The sequence below is a fragment of the Streptomyces phaeofaciens genome, from assembly GCF_014648915.1.
Taxonomy (GTDB): domain Bacteria; phylum Actinomycetota; class Actinomycetes; order Streptomycetales; family Streptomycetaceae; genus Streptomyces; species Streptomyces phaeofaciens.
Genome location: NZ_BMSA01000006.1, coordinates 280,763 through 296,891, shown reverse-complemented (window position 1 = coordinate 296,891; position 16,129 = coordinate 280,763). Strand labels below are relative to the sequence as shown.

At 72.0% G+C, this 16,129-nt stretch carries 14 protein-coding genes; 4 read left to right on the top strand and 10 right to left on the bottom strand.

The genetic code is table 11. The features are described from left to right. Positions 1-496: 496 nt before the first annotated feature. The gene (gene trpS / locus IE275_RS14415) at positions 497-1,576 is read left to right on the top strand and encodes a tryptophan--tRNA ligase (protein ID WP_189711609.1); all 1,080 of its coding nucleotides are present in this window, start codon (positions 497-499) and stop codon (positions 1,574-1,576) included. Between the two features lie 92 nt (positions 1,577-1,668). On the opposite strand, the gene proC is transcribed toward trpS, so the two are convergent. The 3 genes from proC to IE275_RS14400 all read right to left on the bottom strand — a co-directional run bounded on the left by proC (position 1,669) and on the right by IE275_RS14400 (position 4,206). Next, positions 1,669-2,481, bottom strand: a complete 813-nt coding sequence (proC, locus tag IE275_RS14410; protein WP_189711579.1) for a pyrroline-5-carboxylate reductase — start codon at positions 2,479-2,481, stop codon at positions 1,669-1,671. Between the two features lie 124 nt (positions 2,482-2,605). After that, positions 2,606-3,379 (bottom strand): ABC transporter permease, encoded by a 774-nt coding sequence (locus tag IE275_RS14405; RefSeq protein WP_189711578.1) that lies wholly within the window; start codon positions 3,377-3,379, stop codon positions 2,606-2,608. Then, positions 3,376-4,206, bottom strand: coding sequence for an ABC transporter ATP-binding protein (locus tag IE275_RS14400; RefSeq protein ID WP_189711607.1), 831 nt, complete (start codon positions 4,204-4,206; stop codon positions 3,376-3,378). Before IE275_RS14400 ends, IE275_RS14405 begins: the two co-directional genes overlap by 4 nt. A 309-nt stretch (positions 4,207-4,515) precedes the next feature. On the opposite strand from IE275_RS14400, the gene IE275_RS14395 reads away from it, so the two are divergent. Further along, on the top strand, positions 4,516-6,006 hold the full coding sequence (locus tag IE275_RS14395; RefSeq protein ID WP_189711577.1) for a SulP family inorganic anion transporter: 1,491 nt from the start codon (positions 4,516-4,518) through the stop codon (positions 6,004-6,006). On the opposite strand, the gene IE275_RS14390 is transcribed toward IE275_RS14395, so the two are convergent. The 3 genes from IE275_RS14390 to IE275_RS14380 all read right to left on the bottom strand — a co-directional run bounded on the left by IE275_RS14390 (position 5,970) and on the right by IE275_RS14380 (position 7,830). Further along, entirely contained in the window at positions 5,970-6,758 is a 789-nt protein-coding gene (locus IE275_RS14390; protein WP_189711576.1) for a class I SAM-dependent methyltransferase, read from the bottom strand. The genes IE275_RS14395 and IE275_RS14390 overlap by 37 nt on opposite strands. Positions 6,759-6,821: 63 nt before the next feature. Further along, positions 6,822-7,367, bottom strand: coding sequence for an EamA/RhaT family transporter (locus IE275_RS14385; protein ID WP_189711575.1), 546 nt, complete (start codon positions 7,365-7,367; stop codon positions 6,822-6,824). A 148-nt stretch (positions 7,368-7,515) separates the two neighbouring features. Next, positions 7,516-7,830 (bottom strand): SH3 domain-containing protein, encoded by a 315-nt coding sequence (locus IE275_RS14380; RefSeq protein ID WP_189711574.1) that lies wholly within the window; start codon positions 7,828-7,830, stop codon positions 7,516-7,518. A gap of 181 nt (positions 7,831-8,011) precedes the next feature. On the opposite strand from IE275_RS14380, the gene IE275_RS14375 reads away from it, so the two are divergent. After that, the gene (locus IE275_RS14375) at positions 8,012-10,216 is read left to right on the top strand and encodes a serine/threonine-protein kinase (protein ID WP_189711573.1); all 2,205 of its coding nucleotides are present in this window, start codon (positions 8,012-8,014) and stop codon (positions 10,214-10,216) included. 152 nt (positions 10,217-10,368) lie between these two features. On the opposite strand, the gene ilvD is transcribed toward IE275_RS14375, so the two are convergent. From ilvD to IE275_RS14355, 4 genes are all read right to left on the bottom strand, one after another. Next, positions 10,369-12,222: a dihydroxy-acid dehydratase gene (ilvD, locus tag IE275_RS14370; RefSeq protein ID WP_189711572.1), complete on the bottom strand. Its 1,854-nt coding sequence runs from the start codon at positions 12,220-12,222 to the stop codon at positions 10,369-10,371. Positions 12,223-12,346: 124 nt separating this feature from the next. After that, complete coding sequence (locus IE275_RS14365; protein WP_189711570.1) at positions 12,347-13,096, bottom strand: TetR/AcrR family transcriptional regulator; 750 nt, start codon at positions 13,094-13,096, stop codon at positions 12,347-12,349. Continuing rightward, positions 13,093-13,920: a sugar phosphate isomerase/epimerase family protein gene (locus IE275_RS14360; protein WP_189711568.1), complete on the bottom strand. Its 828-nt coding sequence runs from the start codon at positions 13,918-13,920 to the stop codon at positions 13,093-13,095. Before IE275_RS14360 ends, IE275_RS14365 begins: the two co-directional genes overlap by 4 nt. 296 nt (positions 13,921-14,216) lie before the next feature. Beyond that, a complete protein-coding gene (locus IE275_RS14355; protein ID WP_189711566.1) occupies positions 14,217-15,149 on the bottom strand; it encodes a Ppx/GppA family phosphatase in 933 nt (310 codons plus the stop codon). 167 nt (positions 15,150-15,316) lie between these two features. Between IE275_RS14355 and IE275_RS14350 the strand changes: the two genes are divergently transcribed. Beyond that, on the top strand, positions 15,317-16,111 hold the full coding sequence (locus tag IE275_RS14350; RefSeq protein WP_373299220.1) for a DUF3109 family protein: 795 nt from the start codon (positions 15,317-15,319) through the stop codon (positions 16,109-16,111). The last annotated feature ends 18 nt before the right edge of the window (positions 16,112-16,129 follow it).

The following is a 16,129-nucleotide window of genomic DNA, read 5'->3' as shown; positions in this document are numbered from 1 at the left end:
GCGTCTGATTCCCAGTCAGAGGGGGTTGTCTTCCCGGCTGTTGGGCCGTTCCGACGAGTGAGACTTTAGCGGATTCCTGGCCCCCGAAGCCAATCGGGGGCTGCGTCCTTTCGAACGCGGATTCCTCATTTCGCGAATACGCACGCCAATGACACGACGGCAGACGAAAAGACTGCTCGTCGAGAGTGGTTGGTACTTGCGGAATGGCTGTCCGGGGACCGACCGGAGTCGGCGCTCACGTCGGACAACTCGGAGAACACTACGTATGCCCAGGGGGTGTGTCAACCCTCGCTCCCAGGGCACCCCGGAGGCGTACTGTGGGCCCATGACTACGCGTACGCGCACGTGCACCCAGCTGTGGTGGGCCGCCTGAGGCGGCCGTGCTGACGTATGCGTTCAACGGCCGCCGCCTCGGCGGCCGTTCTTGTTTCTCCCTCCAGGACTCCTGAGGGTCGGCCGGCCGGGACGGCGGCCTCGACCAGGAGGTGGAGTGGAGATGGCACGGGTTTTCAGCGGGATCAAGCCGACCGGGAATCTGACCCTGGGGAACTACCTGGGGGCCATGCGGCGGTGGGTCGAGGTCGACCAGCATCAGGCCGACGCGGTGTTCTGCGTCGTCGATCTGCACGCCCTGACCGTGGAGCACGATCCGGCGCGGGTGCGCCGGCTGAGTCGGCAGGCGGCGACGTTGTTGCTGGCTGCGGGGCTGGATCCCGAGCTGTGCACCGTATTCGTACAGAGTCACGTGGACGAGCACGCGCGGCTGTCGTACGTGCTGGAGTGCGTGGCCACCGACGGGGAGATGCGGCGCATGGTCCAGTACAAGGAGAAGGCCGCGCGGGAGCGGGAGCGCGGGGGGAGTGTGCGGCTGTCGCTGCTGACGTATCCGGTGCTGATGGCGGCGGACATCCTGGCGTACGGGACCGACGAGGTGCCGGTGGGGGACGACCAGAGGCAGCATGTCGAGCTGACCCGGGATCTGGCGGTGCGGTTCAACCAGCGCTACGGGCACACGTTCGTGGTGCCGAGGGCCACGCATCCGGTGGTGGCGGCGCGGGTGATGAATCTGCAGGAACCCGGCTCGAAGATGGGGAAGAGCGACGACTCCGGGCCGGGGATCGTCTATCTGCTCGATGAGCCGGACGTGGTGCGCAAGAAGGTGATGCGGGCCGTCACCGACAGCGGGCAGGGGGTCGTGTACGACAGGGCGGAGCGACCGGGGGTGGCGAACCTGCTGGAGATCCTCGCCGCGTGCACGGGCGGGAACCCGGAGGATCTGGCGGCCGTTTACGACTCGTACGGCGCTTTGAAGAAGGACACGGCGGACGCCGTGGTCGACATTCTGAAGCCGGTGCAGGCCAGGCACCGGGAGCTGTGCGCGGATCCCGCGTATGTGGAGGGGGTGCTGCGGGTTGGTGCGGAGAAGGCTCGGGGAATGGCGCGTCCGATCGTGGATACCGCCTATCGGGCGATCGGGCTGCTGCCACCGGTGACCGAGGTGGCCTCAGGTGCGGCCTCGGGGGCGGTGCCGGCCGTGTCGGGCGGGTCGCGCGAGGTGCTGAACGTGGCTCGGTAGCGGGGTCGCTGTGCGGGGGCGGCTTCGCGCGGGTGGTGGTCGCGAAGGAGATCGTGGCCGCGGCCGTGTGGTCCGCCGCCCCCTGGAGCGGGTCAGCTGTTGTTGCCGGAGGCCAGTTCGCGGCTGCGGTCGCGGGCGGCTTCGAGGGCGGCGATGAGGGCGGCCCGTACGCCGTGGTTCTCGAGTTCGCGGATGGCGTTGATGGTGGTGCCGGCGGGGGAGGTGACGTTCTCGCGGAGTTTGACGGGGTGCTCGCCGCTGTCGCGGAGCATCGTCGCGGCGCCGATCGCGGACTGGACGATGAGGTCGTGGGCCTTGTCGCGGGGCAGGCCGAGCAGAATGCCGGCGTCGGTCATGGCCTCGACCAGGTAGAAGAAGTACGCCGGGCCGGAGCCGGAGAGTGCGGTGCAGGCGTCCTGCTGGGACTCGGGCACGCGGAGGGTCTTGCCGACGGCACCGAAGATCTCCTCGGCGTGGGCGAGGTGGTCGGCGGTGGCATGGGTGCCGGCGGAGATGACGGACATCGCCTCGTCGACGAGGGCGGGGGTGTTCGTCATGACGCGGACGACGGGCGTGCCGGGCGCCAGGCGCTCCTCGAAGAAGGAGGTGGTGATGCCGGCGGCTCCGCTGATGACCAGGCGGTCGGCGGGGACGTGGTCGGCGAGTTCGGCGAGGAGCGTGCCCATGTCCTGCGGTTTGACCGTGAGGATCAGGGTGTCGGCGGTCTTGGCGGCCTCGGCGTTGGTGACCGGGGTGACTCCGTAGCGCGCGTGGAGTTCTTCGGCCCGTTCCGGGCGGCGGGCGGTGACGAGGAGGTCGGCCGGGGGCCAGCCGCCTCGGATCATTCCGCTGAGCAGGGCTTCGCCGATCTTGCCGGTGCCGAGGACTGCGACTTTCTGGGTCATGATGCGGGGCCCTCCGGGGGTTGCGTCGTCCGGGTTCATCCTCGCACCGGTGCGGGCGGGTGGGGGGTGGCTGTCCGGTGGGCGGGACGTCGGTCTCGGGGGGCGCCCGGGGGTGGTGTCCGGACTACTGCGTCCTGCGTCGCAGGGTCGCCGCGCCCAGGCCTAGGACCAGCAGCGCGCAGCCGCCGACGATGAGGACGTCCCGTACGAAGGTCGTCGTCATGTCCGTGTGGTGGAGGACCTCGTTCATGCCGTCGACGGCATAGGACATGGGGAGGACGTCGGAGACGGCTTCGAGGGCGGGGTGCATGGCGTCGCGCGGGGTGAAGAGGCCGCAGAGGAGGAGCTGGGGGAAGATCACGGCCGGCATGAACTGGACCGCCTGGAACTCGGAGGACGCGAAGGCCGAGACGAAGAGGCCGAGGGCGGTGCCGAGCAGGGCGTCGAGGAGGGCGACCAGGAGGAGGAGCCAGGGGCTGCCGGTGACGTCGAGGTCCAGGGCCCAGACCGCGAGGCCCGTGGCGAGGGCGGACTGGATGATCGCGAGGGTGCCGAAGGCGAGGGCGTAGCCGGCGATGAGGTCGCCCTTGCCCAGGGGCATGGCGAGGAGGCGTTCGAGGGTGCCGGAGGTGCGTTCGCGCAGGGTGGCGATGGAGGTGACCAGGAACATCGTGATCAGCGGGAAGATCCCGAGCAGGGACGCGCCGATGTTGTCGAAGGTGCGCGGGCTGCCGTCGAAGACGTAGCGCAGCAGGAAGAGCATCACGCAGGGGATGAGGATCATCAGCGCGATGGTGCGGGGGTCGTGGCGCAGCTGGCGCAGGACGCGGGCGGCGGTGGCGGTGGTGCGGGAGAGGTTGAGGGCGCCGGTGGGGGCGGCGGGGGCTGAGGTGGTCATCGGGTCGTCTCCTTCGCGCGGGCGGCCTCGGCGGCCTCGTCGACCAGGTGGAGGAAGGCCGTCTCGACGGTGTCGGAGTGGGTGCGTTCGCGGAGGGCGGCCGGGGTGTCGTCGGCGAGGATCTCGCCGTCGCGCATCAGGAGCAGGCGGTGGCAGCGCTCGGCCTCGTCCATGACGTGGGAGGAGACGAGGAGGGTGGCGCCGCGGGAGGCGGCGATGTCGTCGAAGAGCTGCCACAGGTCGCGGCGGAGTACGGGGTCGAGGCCGACGGTGGGTTCGTCGAGGACGAGGAGTTCCGGGGTGCCGAGGAGCGCGACGGCGAGGGAGACGCGGTTGCGCTGGCCGCCGGAGAGGTTTCCGGCGAGGGCGTCGGCGTGGGTGGTGAGGTCGACGTCGGAGATGGCCCGGGTGACGTTCTCGTGGCGTCGGTCGGTCGCGGCGCGGCCGGGGTCGAGGATCGCGGCGAAGTAGTCGAGGTTCTGGCGGACGGTCAGGTCGTCGTAGACGGAGGGCGCCTGGGTGACGTAGCCGATGCGGGTGCGCAGGGAGGAGTGGCCGGCGGGGCGGCCGAGGACGTCGAGCGTGCCGGTGACCTTGTCCTGGGTGCCGACGATCGCGCGCATCAGCGTGGACTTGCCGCAGCCGGAGGGGCCGAGCAGGCCGGTGATCTGGCCGCGCGGGACGGTGAAGTCGAGGGCGCGCAGGACGGTGCGGGGGCCGCGGACGACGGTGAGGTGCCGGGCGTCGATGGCGGGGGGCACGGGCTCGCCCCCGGACGGGGCGGGCCGGCTGTCGGGTGGCTCGGAGGGCCCGTTCTTAAAATTCATCACGCGATGAATAATGCTCTCGGGGCCATGCCCCGTCAAGCGCCGCGGTCGGGGCGCCGGGCGGGGCGGCCGGCCGGGGTGCGTGCGGCGGCGCAGGCGCGCGGCGGTGGGATTGGAAGCGGAGGATCCGGTTCCTTCGACTCCGTGTTCACGTACTGAGCACCGGAACCCGATGCGGAATCGGTCGTTTCAACTGACAATGGAATTCATGCGCGGTGAGGTCCACGGCTGCTGCCGCGCAGTCCGTCGCCGCGCCCTCCCCCGGCGCGGCGCGCCCACGCATCTCCCGTTCCCTGCCGGAGGTGCTCCGTGACGTGTCCTGGTGTCCACAAAGCCGATCTCCTCTCTTCCCTCCTCGTCTTTTTTGGATTCCTCGTGGCGGTGCCCCTGTGTGCGGGTGTCGCCGTGGCTTCCGGCGTGCCCGCCGAGCTGGGGCTGGTCACCGGGATCGTCGGCGGGCTGGTCGCCGGGCTGCTGCCCGGCGGCAGCCTCCGGGTGAGCGGTCCGGCGGTGGGACTGACCCTGCTGGTGTGCGAGGCCGTGCAGGCGTACGGCCTGCGCACCCTCGGTGTGCTCGTGCTCGGCGCCGGGCTGGTGCAGTTCGCGCTCGGGGCGCTGCGGCTCGGGCGGTGGTTCCGGGCGGTGTCCGTGGCCGTCGCGCAGGGGATGCTCGCCGGGATCGGGCTGGTGCTGGTCGCCGGGCAGGTGTACGCCCTCGGGGACGCGACCGCGCCGGGGAGCGGGCCCGGGAGGCTCGCCGGGCTGGTGTCGCTGCCCGGGCGGGCGGATCCGGTGGCGTTGTCGGTGGGCGGTGCCACCATGGTGGTGCTGCTGCTGTGGGGCCGGTGGCGGCGCGGGGCGCGGCTGGTGCCGGCGGCGGTGCCGGCGATCGCACTGGCGGCGGGGGTGACCTGGGCGTTCGACCTGGAGGTGCGGCGGGTCCAGGTGCAGGGGCTGTGGGATGCCGTACGGGTGCCGGAGGCGGCGGACTTCGGCCGGCTGACGGAAGTGGGGGTGATCGGGACGGTCGTGGCGTTCGCGCTGATCGCGTCGGCGGAGTCGTTGTTCGGCGCGGCGGCGGTGGACCGGCCGCGCGACGGACGGCGGACGGAACACGACCGGGAGCTGATGGCGCAGGGCGCGGGGAACGCGGTGTGCGGGGTACTGGGCGCGCTGCCGATGACGTCGCTCATCCTGCGGAGCGCGGCTGGGCGCGCCCCGTCGCGGGGAGTGCGGGCGGTGGCGCGGACCAGAGCTTCACGGGTACTGCACGGGGTGTGGCTGCTGCTGTTCGCGGCCTTCCTGCCCGGGGTGCTCGGAGCCGTCCCGGTCGCGGCGCTGGCAGGGCTGCTGGTGCACGCCGGGTGCAGGCTCGTGCCGGTGCGCGAGGTACGGACGCTGTGGCGCGCGCACCGCGGGGAGGTCCTGGTCCTCGGCGTCACGGCGGTGGCGATCGTGGTGGGGAACCTGTTCGAGGGGGTGCTGGTCGGGCTGGCGCTGGCCGTCGCGAAGACGGCGTGGGAGATCAGCCACGTCCACGTGGAGACGGAGGACCGGGGGGACGACGGGATCGTCGTGCGGGTGGTCGGTCATGCGACGTTCCTGCGGCTGCCGAAGCTGCTGGACGCGTTGGACGCGCTGCCGTACGACCGGAAGGTGCGGCTGGAGCTGGCCGGGCTGCGGCATGCGGATCACGCCTGCGCGGCGGCCCTCGAAGGGTGGGCCGCGGCGCGAGAACGGCGGGCGGAGCTGCCGGAGGAGCCTCAGGGGGAGGTCGCGACCAGCAGTTCCACGTCGTAGGTCTCCTCGATCGTGCCGTCGGGGAAAGCGGCGAGGAGGTGGCGGCGCTCCTCGGTGAGGAAGGCGGTCGCTCGCTGTTCGCCCTGGACCAGGAAGCCCGAGTGGCTGCCTATGTTGGCGAGGTGGAGGTCGACGGGGACGCGGCGGCTCCAGCGGATCCGGCGGCGGGTGAAGGCGAGGCTGCCGGTCGGGTCGGCGAGGGCGATGTGGGTGGCGTCGCCGTTCTTCCTCACCAGCGGGTCGATGCCGAAGTGGCGTTCGATGCGGTTCGCCTGGGCCTCGATCCACGGCACGTCGAGCGCGCCGGTGTTCCACCACAGCGCCAGCGCGCCGCCCGGCCGCAGGACGCGCAGGGCTTCCGGGACCGAGCGGGCGGGGTCGGTCCAGTGCCAGGACTGGGCGTAGGTGAGGAGGTCGAGGGAGGCGGTGGCCAGCGGGAGGCGGTTGCCGTCGCCCCGGACGACGGGCACGTCCGGGAGGGCCCGGCGGAACTGCGCCGTCATGCCGTCCCCGGGCTCGACGGCGACGACGTGCGCGCCACGGGTGTGCAGGAGAGCGGTCGCGATGCCCGTGCCGGCCCCGATGTCCGCGACCCGCGCACCGGCGAGGGGGCGGCCGGACAGTTCCTCGATCGTGTCGAGGAGGGCGGGCGGGTAGGAGGGGCGGTTGGCGGCGTACTGGGCGGCGGCGGCGTTGAAGGAATGGGCGCGGGTGGCGGCGTGGGCCGGCGTGGGGTGGGAAGGGGCCGTCATGAAGTCATCGTGACCCGTGGGGGTGCGGAGGGGAACGGGGTTTCGTGGGCGTTCCCGGCCGGGTCAGGTACGGCGGCGCTTCTTCGCGGGGTTGCCCGTGCGGCGGGTGGTGCGCTTCGCGTGCTGCTCCCGGGCCGTCTCGTACTCGGCCCGGTGGAGTTTCTCGCCGGGCGCCTCGGCGAGGGAGCGGAAGAAGTAGGCGACGAGCGAGCCGACGAAGCCGATGGCCAGGAGGCCCCGGAGAGAGGCCTGGCGGTCGGGGTCGGGGCGCTTGGTGAAGCTCTCCCAGGTGTTGCGGAAGGCGAGGGCGCTGCAGATCGCGAACATCACGACGACCAGCAGGTTCACGAAGCCGCCGATGTCGGCGATGGCCAGGCCCTCGTAGGCGAAGCGCAGAACGAGGCAGGAGGCGGTCGTGGCGAGGAGCGCGCCGATGGTCGCGCCGGCGCGACGGACGGCGTAGCCCTGGTCGTGGTTCACCCAGGTCGTGCCGAAGAAGCGCAGGGGCTCGGGGCGGGGGCCGGTGGGGTCCGCCTGGCCGGCCGGGGTGCCCGCGGGGATGTCCGGGGAGCCCGCCGAGGTGTCCGGGGTGCCGATTTCGTCGCTCACGGGACGATTATGGCTCCGGTCGGGGGCGGGCTCCCGGGTGGGGCGCTCCGTGCTCGGGCGTGGGGCGGGCGGGACGGGCAATGCAGCAGCCGTCACGCCCGACGCCGAACGACCCAGCCGTCACGCCCGACGCCGAGCGACCCAGCCGTCAGGCGCAGCGTGCGGCGATGTAGCCGTCGCTGCCGGTCCTGACGTACGCGTCGGAGACGAACTGGCTGTCGGCGATGTTGTCCCAGATGTTCGTGGTGCCGTACGGGCCGCTGATCGTCGTGCCGGGCGACTGGCAGAAGATCGGGACCTTGGTGCCCTCGGGCAGGACCTTGACGATCGGGTAGCTGGTGCCGGGGCCGCTGCGCACGTTCAGCCGGACGCCCGGGGCGACCGGGTAGTACGTCAGTCCGGCCGTCGCGACGGCCTCCGCCGCACCGATGTTCTCGGCCTCTTCCACACGGTCGACAGACATGGAAAACCTCCCCCGTTGGACCTCATGAGTGCCATGAGGCCACGTTGATTCCCTTAAAACCCGTCCTGAAACACATGTACAGGATTCGCACACGGAGGCTAGCAAGCCGCCTCTGTCCCGTTCGAGTCATCGACTAGGCTCCGTGCGTCGCGCGCGCGGAAGAACAGCACGGGGGTGGTCCATGACGCCACAGCGCAACACCGGAGCGGGCGCGGAAGCGGAACTTCCGGAGTACGCCGGTCACTATCGGCTGGAGTCGGGTCTCGGCTCCGGTGGCATGGGCGTGGTTCACCTTGCCCGGAGCACCTCCGGGATGAAGGTCGCGGTGAAGGTCGTCCACGCGGAGTTCGCGAGGGATCCCGAGTTCAGGGGGCGTTTCCGGCAGGAGGTGGGGGCCGCCCGGAAGGTCAGCGGCGCCTTCACCGCGCCGGTCGTCGACGCCGACCCGGAGGCCGAACGGCCCTGGATGGCCACGCTGTTCATCCCCGGCCCGACGCTCGCCGAACAGGTGAAGCGGAACGGGCCGATGAACACAGGTGAGTTGCGGCGGCTGATGGCCGGACTCGCCGAGGCGCTGCGCGACATCCACCGCGTCGGGGTCGTACACCGGGATCTGAAGCCGAGCAACGTCCTGCTCGCCGAAGACGGCCCGAAGGTGATCGACTTCGGTATCTCGCGGCCGAAGGACAGCGAACTGCGGACCGAGACAGGCAAGTTGATCGGGACGCCGCCGTTCATGGCGCCCGAGCAGTTCCGGCGGCCCCGGGAGGTCGGGCCCGCCGCCGACATCTTCGCGCTGGGCTCGGTGATGGTGCACGCGGCCACGGGGCGTGGGCCGTTCGATTCCGACAGCCCCTATGTCGTCGCCTACCAGGTCGTGCACGACGAGCCGGACCTGACGGGCGTACCGGAGAACCTCGCGCCGCTGGTGCGCCGCTGCCTCGCCAAGGAGCCCGAGGACCGGCCGACGCCGGACGAGCTGATGCGGGAACTGCGCTCGGTGGCCGCCTCGTACGACACCCAGGCCTTCATACCGTCGCAGCGGGCGGCGGACGAGCCGCAGCCGGACGCGGCCGAGGCCGAGGCGGGGACCGAGGCCGGGTCCGGGTGCAGGTCCGGGTCCGGCGACGGCGGGCCGTCCGCGGCATCGCCCACGGCCCCGAGACCTCCGAACCGGCGCCGCCGTATCGGGCTGGTCCTCGGCGCCGTGGCCGTCGTCGTCTCGGGCGGAGCGCTCGCCTCCGCGCTGGCGCTCGGCGGGGACGGCGGAACGGACGGGAACACGCGGGGCACGGCGGGCGGGTCGCGCTCGGCGTCGGCCGCCTTCGCCGGCTGGACGGCCACACCGGCCACACCGGCCACAGAGTCGGCGGGCGGCGGTGACGACGGCGGCATGCCGCAGTGCGCGTACGACGTGCGGCGGCTGCTCTGCGCGCAGTCGGGGCTGGTGTCCGCGCTCGACGCGTCCGACGGGCGGGTGGCGTGGCGGCACACCCTCGCCAAGGGCGACCGACCCCGCCGGGCGCCGATGCTCGCGGGCGGGCTTGCGCTGGTGCTCACCCACTCCGGCAAGCGGGTCGAGGCCCTCGACCCGGCGTCGGGCGCGGTGCGCTGGACACGGGACGTGTCGGCGTACGCGGGTGTCGAGAGCGCCGGCGGCACGCTGCTGCTGACCGCGGCCGACGGCACGGTGACCGGCGTGGACGCCGCGTCCGGGCGGACCGTGTGGGACCGGCGGATCCCGGGACAGAGCCGGCCGTACTTCGTGTCGTTCCCCAAGGACCCGCTGGCGTACGTGACGACCGCGACGGACGACGGGCGCACCGGGCTCACGGCCGTGGACCCCGCCACGGGGGACGTGCGCTGGGAGAAGTCGCTCGACGGCACGCTGACGCTCGTGGGCACCACGGACGACAGCCTCGTCCTGCTGGCGGAGGGCGGGGAGTACGGCAAGGTCGGCGCCGTGGTCCGCTACTACCCGGAGAGCGGGGACGTGCTGCGGGTGACGCTGAACGTCCCGCTCCAGCAGGCGCGGGCGGCCGTGCACGGCGACCGGGTCTATCTGCTGGCCTTCGACGGGGCGCTGGTGGCGGTGGACACGGTCGGGGGGAAGCGGCTGTGGTCGCTCCAGACGGCTGTGAGCCGGGGTTCGGTGCCGGTCGCCGACGGCGAGCACGTGTACTTCAGTGCCGCGGACGGCCGTCTCCTCGCCGTGGACACCGACGCGGGGAAGCTCGTCGGGCAGACGGCGCTGCGGCTCGGCGCGAACGCGGGCGAGGTCGTCTCGGCCCTGCCGGCGCCCGGGGCGGTCGACGGCCGGGTGTACGCGGGTGCTCCCGACGGCACGGTGTTCGCCGTGGACGGGCGGGATCCCGCGGCCTGGTAGCAGGGATGGCTCCGCGGGCGGCGGGCATGGGAGGGGCCGACCTTCCCTGAACATGCGAAGGGCCGCCCCCCCCTGAGCATGCGAAGGACCGCCCTTCCCTCAACATGCGAAGGGCCGCCCCTCCCTGAGGGAGAGGCGGCCCGCGCCGTGGCTCAGCCCAGCTTGGACACGTCCCGCACCGCGCCCTTGTCCGCGCTCGTCGCCATCGCGGCGTAGGCGCGCAGGGCGGCGGAGACCTTCCGCTCGCGGTTCGCCGGGGCGTACACACCGTTCAACGACTGCTCACGGCGCGTGAGTTCCGCGTCGTCGACGAGCAGCTCGATCGAGCGGTTCGGGATGTCGATGCGGATGCGGTCGCCGTCCCGGACGAGGGCGATCGTGCCGCCGGACGCCGCCTCGGGAGAGGCGTGGCCGATCGACAGACCGGACGTGCCGCCGGAGAAGCGGCCGTCGGTGATCAGGGCGCAGGTCTTGCCGAGGCCGCGGCCCTTCAGGAACGACGTCGGGTAGAGCATCTCCTGCATACCGGGGCCTCCCTTGGGGCCCTCGTAGCGGATGACGACGACATCGCCGTGGGTGACCTGCTTGTTGAGGATCTTCTCGACGGCCTCCTCCTGCGACTCGCAGACGACCGCCGGGCCCTCGAAGGTCCAGATCGACTCGTCCACGCCGGCCGTCTTGACCACGCAGCCGTCGACGGCGAGGTTGCCGCGCAGGACCGCGAGGCCGCCGTCCTTGGAGTAGGCGTGCTCGGCGGAGCGGATGCAGCCGCCCGCGGCGTCCTCGTCCAGCGCCTCCCAGCGCTCGGACTGGGAGAAGGCCTCGGCGGAGCGGACGCAGCCCGGGGCGGCGTGCCACAGTTCCACGGCCTTTGCCGACGGGGAGCCGCCGCGGACGTCCCAGGTCTTCAGCCAGTCCGCCAGGGACGGGCTGTGGACCGAGTACACGTCCTCGTTGAGCAGGCCCGCGCGGTGCAGCTCGCCGAGCAGGGCGGGGATGCCGCCGGCGCGGTGCACGTCCTCCATGTAGTACGTGCGGTCCTTGGCGACGTTGGGCGCCACCTTCGCCAGGCAGGGCACGCGCCGGGAGACGGCGTCGATCTCGTGGAGGCCGAACGGGACGCCCGCCTCCTGGGCGGCCGCCAGCAGGTGGAGGATCGTGTTGGTCGAGCCGCCCATCGCGATGTCCAGCGCCATGGCGTTCTCGAACGCGGCGAAACTGGCGATGGTGCGCGGCAGGACCGTCTCGTCGTCCTGCTCGTAGTAGCGCCGGGTGATGTCCATGACCGTGCGGGCCGCGTCGACGTACAGCTGCTTACGCGCCGTGTGGGTGGCCAGCACCGAGCCGTTGCCGGGGAGGGAGAGGCCGATGGCCTCGGTCAGGCAGTTCATCGAGTTGGCGGTGAACATGCCGGAACAGGATCCGCAGGTCGGGCAGGCGTTCTCCTCGATGCGGAGGATGTCCTCGTCCGAGATCTTGTCGTTCACGGCGTCGGAGATCGCGTCGACCAGGTCGAGGGTGCGGACCGTGCCGTCGACCAGCGTGGCGCGGCCGGACTCCATCGGGCCGCCGGAGACGAAGACCGTCGGGATGTTGAGCCGCAGGGCGGCGTTCAGCATGCCCGGGGTGATCTTGTCGCAGTTGGAGATGCAGATCAGGGCGTCGGCGCAGTGCGCCTCGACCATGTACTCCACGCTGTCCGCGATCAGGTCGCGGGAGGGCAGGGAGTACAGCATGCCGCCGTGGCCCATCGCGATGCCGTCGTCGACGGCGATCGTGTTGAACTCGCGGGGGATGCCGCCGGCCTCACGGATCGCCTCGCTGACGATCCGGCCGACGGGCTGGAGGTGGGTGTGGCCGGGCACGAACTCGGTGAAGCTGTTGGCCACCGCGATGATCGGCTTCCGGCCGATGTCCGCACCGGGTACACCGGAGGCGCGCATAAGGGCGCGGGCGCCCGCCATGTTGCGACCGTGGGTGACTGTGCGGGACCTCAGCTCGGGCATCGTCGCTCGCTCCTTCAGACAGATAGGGCTGTTATTGAGCGTACGCCGGTCATCCAGCGTACGGGACGAGGTGTCCGGAATGCGGGACGCATGTCTCGGCCTCGGCGGGACGCATGTCCCGGCCTCAGGGGCCGGTCAGGTGTCCCTGTACGACCGGTGCCACCCGCGCGACGAGCTGCTCGACGTCGGCCGACGCCAGCGGCTCGACCTTGATCACGTACCGCAGCATCGCGCAGCCGACCAGCTGCGCGGCCGCCAGTTCGGCGCGCAGCTCGGCGTCCGGCAGGTCGAGCTGGGCGGCGATGCGGCGCAGCACCTGGGCGGCGACCAGGCGGCGGAAGACGGCGGCCGCGGTCTCGTTGTTCACGGCCGAGCGGAGGATCGCGAGGAGGGGCGTACGGGTGGCGGGGTTCTCCCAGACGCCGAAGAAGAAGCGGGCCAGCCGCTCCCCCAGGCCTTCCATCGGGCCCTCCGCGAGCGCGGCCGGCGCGTCGAGGGTGGGCGCGAAGGCGACCTCGATGGCCGCCTCGAAGATCTGTTCCTTGGTGCCGAAGTAGTGGTGCACGAGCGCCGGGTCCACGCCGGCCGACTTCGCGATCCCACGCACGGACGTCTTGTCGTAGCCCCGCTCGGAGAACTGCTCGCGGGCGGCGGCCAGGATCCGGTCACGGGTGTCGGCCGACTCGGTCCGCGGGGGGCGGCCCCGTCGGCGGGCGGGGGCGGTGGGGGAGTCGCTCGGGGCGGCGGGGGTGACGGGGGTGGGTTCGTCGGGGGTGACGGGGGTGGGGGCCGTCGGGCCGGGTGCCGACGGGTCCGCCGATGTCGTACGAGGAGATCGGCCGTGGCTCCGGGGGGCCCGGTGGGCGTCGGTCACGTGCGGGGCGCCTTCGCGGCCGCCGATGCCAGGTGCAGGCGGGTGAAGGCCAGGGCCTCCGCCAGGTCGGCCTCGCGTTCGGCGCCGGACATGGCCCGCCGGGTGTTGACCTCGATCACGACATGGCCGTCGAAGCCGCTCAGCGCGAGCCGTTCCAGCACCTCGGCGCAGGGCTGGCCGCCACGGCCGGGGACCAGGTGTTCGTCCTTGGCGGAGCCGTTTCCGTCGGCGAGGTGGACATGGCCGAGCCGGTCCCCCATGCGGTCGATCATCTGCATCGCGTCCGTGCGGGCGGTCGACGCGTGGCTGAGATCGATCGTGAAGTGCCGGTAGTCGTCCTTCGTCACGTCCCAGTCGGGGGCGTACGCGAGCATCTCGCGGTCGCGGTAGCGCCACGGGTACATGTTCTCGACAGCGAACCGTACGTCGGTCTCGTTCGCCATCCGCCAGATGCCCTGGACGAAGTCCCGGGAGTACTGGCGCTGCCAGCGGAACGGCGGGTGGACGACGACCGTGGTCGCCCCGAGCTTCTCCGCCGCCGCGCGGGCCCGCTGAAGCTTGACCCAGGGGTCGGTGGACCACACGCGCTGGGTGATGAGCAGGCAGGGGGCGTGCACGGCGAGGATCGGGATCCGGTGGTGGTCGCTCAGCCGGCGCAGCGCCTCTATGTCCTGGCTGACCGGGTCGTTCCACACCATGACCTCGACGCCGTCGTAGCCGAGGCGCGCGGCGATCTCGAAGGCCGTCGCCGTCGGCTCCGGGTACACGGAGGCCGTCGACAGGGCGACCTTCGCATCCGGGATCCGCACGACTGGCTCTGCCATGGGGGACAGGTTACGGGGTGCGGATGGGTGTGACCGGGCGCCTGTTGGCCGTTGTGGGATGCGCCACGGGCGGGCGCAGGCGGTTTGTGGCCGATCGCACAGTCGTTCGCACCCCTTGCGTTTCCCGCTCCCGTGGCATTCGGTCCGGCTCGTGACCTTCCGGTCGGCTCGTGGCCTTCCGGTCGGCTCGTGACCTTCCTGTCCGGCTCGTGGCCTTCCGGTCCGGCTCGTGGCCCTTCTGCGCCGGTGGCATGTGATCGGGTCTCTACGCCGACCCCATCCGACCGATCAGGTCCCTACGCCGACCCCATGTGATCGAGCCGCCGCAGGATCACGCCCTCCCGCAGTGCCCACGGGCAGATCTCCAGGTTCTCCACGCCGAACAGGTCCATCGCGCCCTCGGCCACCAGGGCGCCGGCGAGGAGCTGGCTCGCGCGGCCCTCGGAGACGCCCGGCAGTTCGGAGCGCTGCGCGGCCGTCATGCCGGCCAGCCGCGGCACCCAGGCCTCCAGGGACACCCGCTTGAGCTCGCGCTGGACGTAGTCGCCCTCGGTGGAACGGGCGGCACCGCCGATGCGGGCGAGCTGCCGGAACGTCTTCGAGGTGGCGACGACGTGGTCGGGGGCGCCGAAGCGGGTGAATTCGCCGACCGAGCGGGCGATCTGCGCGCGGACGTGCCGGCGCAGTGCCCTTATGTCCTCGGGGTCGGGCGGGTCGCCCGGGAGCCAGCCCGCGGTGAGGCGGCCCGCGCCCAGCGGCAGCGACACGGCCGCGTCGGGCTCCTCGTCGATGCCGTACGCGATCTCCAGCGAGCCGCCGCCGATGTCCAGGACCAGCAGCTTCCCGGCCGACCAGCCGAACCAGCGGCGGGCGGCGAGGAAGGTGAGGCGGGCCTCCTCCGCGCCGGTGAGGACCTGGAGCTCGACGCCGGTCTCGGCCTGCACGCGCGCGAGGACGTCGTCGGCGTTGGTGGCCTCGCGCACGGCGGAGGTCGCGAACGGCAGAAGATCCTCGACGCCCTTGTCCTCCGCGGCCTGGAGCGCCTCGTGGACGACCTCGATCAGCCGGTCGACACCGTCGGGGCCGATCGCCCCGTCCGTGTCGAGGAGTTGGGCCAGGCGCAGCTCCGCCTTGTGCGAGTGCGCGGGCAGCGGGCGCGCGCCGGGGTGCGCATCGACGACCAGCAGATGCACCGTGTTCGATCCCACGTCGAGGACACCGAGTCTCATGTAGGGAACGCTACTGCCAGCGGTGCGGTGCTCCGTCCCAGGTGTGCCCGCCGGGACGGTGCCGTTCAAGGGTGTGGGCGACTTACCCTGGATGCGTGCCAAAGACGAAAAAGGCGAAGGAAGAGAAGGCCGACAAGGCCCCCAAATCGTCCAAGGGTTCCTCGCCGGTGCAGTCGGTGAGGTCACCGGGGACGGCGAAGCAGGCCCTGGCAGCGGACGAGAAGGGCCTCGACTTCGCACGCGCGTGGGTGGAGTTCCCTGATCCGGCGGACGACGAGCAGGTCTTCCGCTGCGATCTGACATGGCTGACCTCTCGCTGGAACTGCATCTTCGGCAGCGGCTGCCAGGGAATCCAGGCGGGCCGCGCGGACGACGGGTGCTGCTCGCTGGGTGCCCACTTCTCCGACGAGGACGACGAGAAGCGCGTCGCCGGGCATGTAGCGCGCCTCACGCCGGACATCTGGCAGCACCACGCCGAGGGCACCCGCGACGGCTGGACCTCGGTCGACGAGGAGGGCTCCCGGCAGACCCGCCCGTTCAACGGTTCGTGCATCTTCCAGAACCGTCCGGGCTTCGCCGGCGGCGCGGGCTGCTCGCTGCACATCCTGGCCCTCAAGGAGGGCCGCGAGCCCCTGGAGACCAAGCCGGACGTCTGCTGGCAGCTTCCGGTGCGGCGGACGTTCGACTGGATCGACCGGCCCGACGACACGCGCGTGCTCCAGGTGTCGATCGGCGAGTACGACCGCCGCGGCTGGGGTCCTGGTGGCCATGACCTGCACTGGTGGTGCACGTCGGCGACCTCGGCGCACGGCGCGGGCGACCCGGTGTACGTGTCCTACCGGGCCGAGCTGACCGAGCTGATGGGCAAGGCCGGGTACGACCGGCTGGTCGAGCTGTGCGAGGAGCGGCTGGCGTCGCAGCTGCCGCTGCTGGCGCCGCATCCGGCGGATCCGGCGCGCTGAATCGCCCGGTCCGGGTGT

Bases quoted from the DNA above. Each gene is read 5' to 3' on its own strand.
- IE275_RS14405 (WP_189711578.1), bottom strand. From the start codon at position 3,379: ATGACCACCTCAGCCCCCGCCGCCCCCACCGGCGCCCTCAACCTCTCC.
- ilvD (WP_189711572.1), bottom strand. From the start codon at position 12,222: ATGCCCGAGCTGAGGTCCCGCACAGTCACCCACGGTCGCAACATGGCG.
- IE275_RS14380 (WP_189711574.1), bottom strand. From the start codon at position 7,830: ATGTCTGTCGACCGTGTGGAAGAGGCCGAGAACATCGGTGCGGCGGAG.
- IE275_RS14355 (WP_189711566.1), bottom strand. From the start codon at position 15,149: ATGAGACTCGGTGTCCTCGACGTGGGATCGAACACGGTGCATCTGCTG.
- IE275_RS14360 (WP_189711568.1), bottom strand. From the start codon at position 13,920: ATGGCAGAGCCAGTCGTGCGGATCCCGGATGCGAAGGTCGCCCTGTCG.
- IE275_RS14390 (WP_189711576.1), bottom strand. From the start codon at position 6,758: ATGACGGCCCCTTCCCACCCCACGCCGGCCCACGCCGCCACCCGCGCC.
- trpS (WP_189711609.1), top strand. From the start codon at position 497: ATGGCACGGGTTTTCAGCGGGATCAAGCCGACCGGGAATCTGACCCTG.
- IE275_RS14375 (WP_189711573.1), top strand. From the start codon at position 8,012: ATGACGCCACAGCGCAACACCGGAGCGGGCGCGGAAGCGGAACTTCCG.
- proC (WP_189711579.1), bottom strand. From the start codon at position 2,481: ATGACCCAGAAAGTCGCAGTCCTCGGCACCGGCAAGATCGGCGAAGCC.
- IE275_RS14400 (WP_189711607.1), bottom strand. From the start codon at position 4,206: ATGAATTTTAAGAACGGGCCCTCCGAGCCACCCGACAGCCGGCCCGCC.